Consider the following 2,046-nt stretch of genomic DNA (forward strand, 5'->3'; position numbering starts at 1 on the left):
AGTTCCCGCCGTCTTTTTCTCGATTTTACCTCGTGCATCTTCCGGGCAAACTTCTGCTTGATACGTTTCCGCAATCTTACATAGTCGGGACGGATAACATAGCCAAGGAAATCAATGCCTTCTTCTACAGGGAACACCCGTTCATTCGGCTTTATTTCCAAGTCTATTTTTCCCATTTGCCCGTGAACAGCATCACGAATCTTCCACAATTCCGCTTTCGTTTTACCGAGTACCAGTCCGTCATCGCAATAGCGATAGTAATAACGAACCCCGTACTTATCCTTCAGATAGTGGTCTAAAAATACAGACAGAAGCAGATTTCCTGCCCCTTGTGAACTGCGCAGTCCGAAACTGATACCTTCCGGCAGCAGCTTAACAAACCGCTCCAGCAGCACCAACAGCCTTTTGTCCTTGAACACCCTCCGGAAGCACCACATAACAAAGTCCTGCCGCGCATTGTCGTAAAACCTCCGGATGTCAAATTTGTATGCGTAAAGCGTGCCTTCCGGATCTTTTTGCAAATCGGTACGTATGCAGTTCATCAGGTCATGAGTACCGCGCCTTTTGATGCTTGCACCGGTTGTCCGGATATAACGTTTTTGCAGGTGGCGGTCCACCACATTCATGATGGCAAACACAGCGATGCGGTCTTTCATGGACAGGATCTGCAAAATACGTTTTTTACCGTATTCTTCAATTTCCCTCTCATGGTAGCCGCCCAGCCGGAATGAGCCGTCCGCAATGGAAGCCGTCAGTTCGGCGATAATCTTCTCCCTATGGGCAAGCAGGAACCGTCCCTGCCTTGACCTCTTACGATCGGTTCCGCGAAGTACCGAATCGAATGCCTCCGACATATTGGAGTATTCGATGATTTCCTCGATAATATATCCTTCCCTGCGCATAAGCTATTGGTTAATAAACATGGAAGATGAGGGCCTTCCTTTCCCCGGGTCTGACTTCTTCGAACTGATAACAGCCTACCAAACTCCACCCGACGCGTGATTTTTCAGCTTTCCACCTTTTCTGGTGCTGTTGCTGTGGCTTGCTCCCCTCGGCACCGCTTCGGGGACACGTCCCCACTGCTGTACGCCGATTCGTTAGATTTCCAGACGCGAGCCGACATTCGCATTCGTATTCGAAGCATCGTTATTCGCATTCGCATTCGACACACCGCCATTCGCATTCGCATTGTTGTACCCGCGATAGACCACACGGACTATTGGAGAGCGCTACCGGCTACAAAGTTACTGATTTAACAGGCAAAACAGATAAGCGAATTACACTATCAGCCAAAATAAAACGGATATACCACCACCCGCTATGGTGAGTCCCCAATCAATCCAGTCCCATAAACCACCCCGAAGGGCATCCTTCAGCTCAAGACAGCAGGCTGCCACCACAGTAGCATAGATCGCAGTCCAAGGGGTAAAGCCAAGCAGACCTACCATCAAACCGCCTACAAGATGCTTGTAACGGTTACTCATTTTTAAAAATGCGATAATCTTTTTCATATACCTCAAAATTCTATTTTTTCGACCGGCTTCGCCGGTATTTGAATACCTTTTAAATGGGATTCGGAAACCATCCGAATCCCGTTCTTTCGTTTTAGTCGCTTCGCTCCACGCTTTGGCGCTTTGCGATTACGACACCTCGCGTATCGCCTTGTACGCTGCAACGCTTTGCGCCCGGACGATTTTGCCGCGGAAGGCCAGACGCGAGCCGACATACGCACTCGTATACGAAGCATCGTAATTCGCATCCGCAAACGACACACCGCCACCCGCATGCGCATAGTTGCACCCGCGATAGACCACACGGACTGTGGCGGTGCTTATCCAGTACATGTCGGTATAGTAGGTAGAAGATGATCCGTTCAAATTACCTACCGGAACCAGGTCCATATACTTGCCGTGCGCCACGCCTGTAATCCACTGACCGCTGTCTTTCTTGCCCTGTACCATACGGATACTGCCGTCAGGCATCCAAATGCGCCATTTGCCCTGGTTGCCGCTGTCATTCGGCAGATCCACGCCGTCCATCATGTCA

Annotated in this window: 3 protein-coding genes; all 3 read right to left on the reverse strand. The window is 50.0% G+C overall.

The window, feature by feature from the left end; translation table 11 throughout:
* A partial coding sequence (locus LPH68_RS26055; protein ID WP_230297257.1) for a reverse transcriptase domain-containing protein occupies positions 1-902 on the reverse strand: 902 nt, incomplete at its 3' end.
* Between the two features lie 375 nt (positions 903-1,277).
* Complete coding sequence (locus LPH68_RS26060) at positions 1,278-1,511, reverse strand: hypothetical protein (protein ID WP_117697444.1); 234 nt, start codon at positions 1,509-1,511, stop codon at positions 1,278-1,280.
* 129 nt (positions 1,512-1,640) lie between these two features.
* Positions 1,641-2,046, reverse strand: a 406-nt coding sequence (locus tag LPH68_RS26065; RefSeq protein ID WP_230297258.1) for a hypothetical protein, incomplete at its 5' end; no start/stop codon positions are given.

This window comes from Bacteroides sp. 1_1_30 (assembly GCF_020982715.1).
In the GTDB taxonomy this organism is placed as follows: domain Bacteria; phylum Bacteroidota; class Bacteroidia; order Bacteroidales; family Bacteroidaceae; genus Bacteroides; species Bacteroides xylanisolvens.

Bases quoted from the DNA above. Each gene is read 5' to 3' on its own strand.
- LPH68_RS26060 (WP_117697444.1), bottom strand. From the start codon at position 1,511: ATGAAAAAGATTATCGCATTTTTAAAAATGAGTAACCGTTACAAGCAT.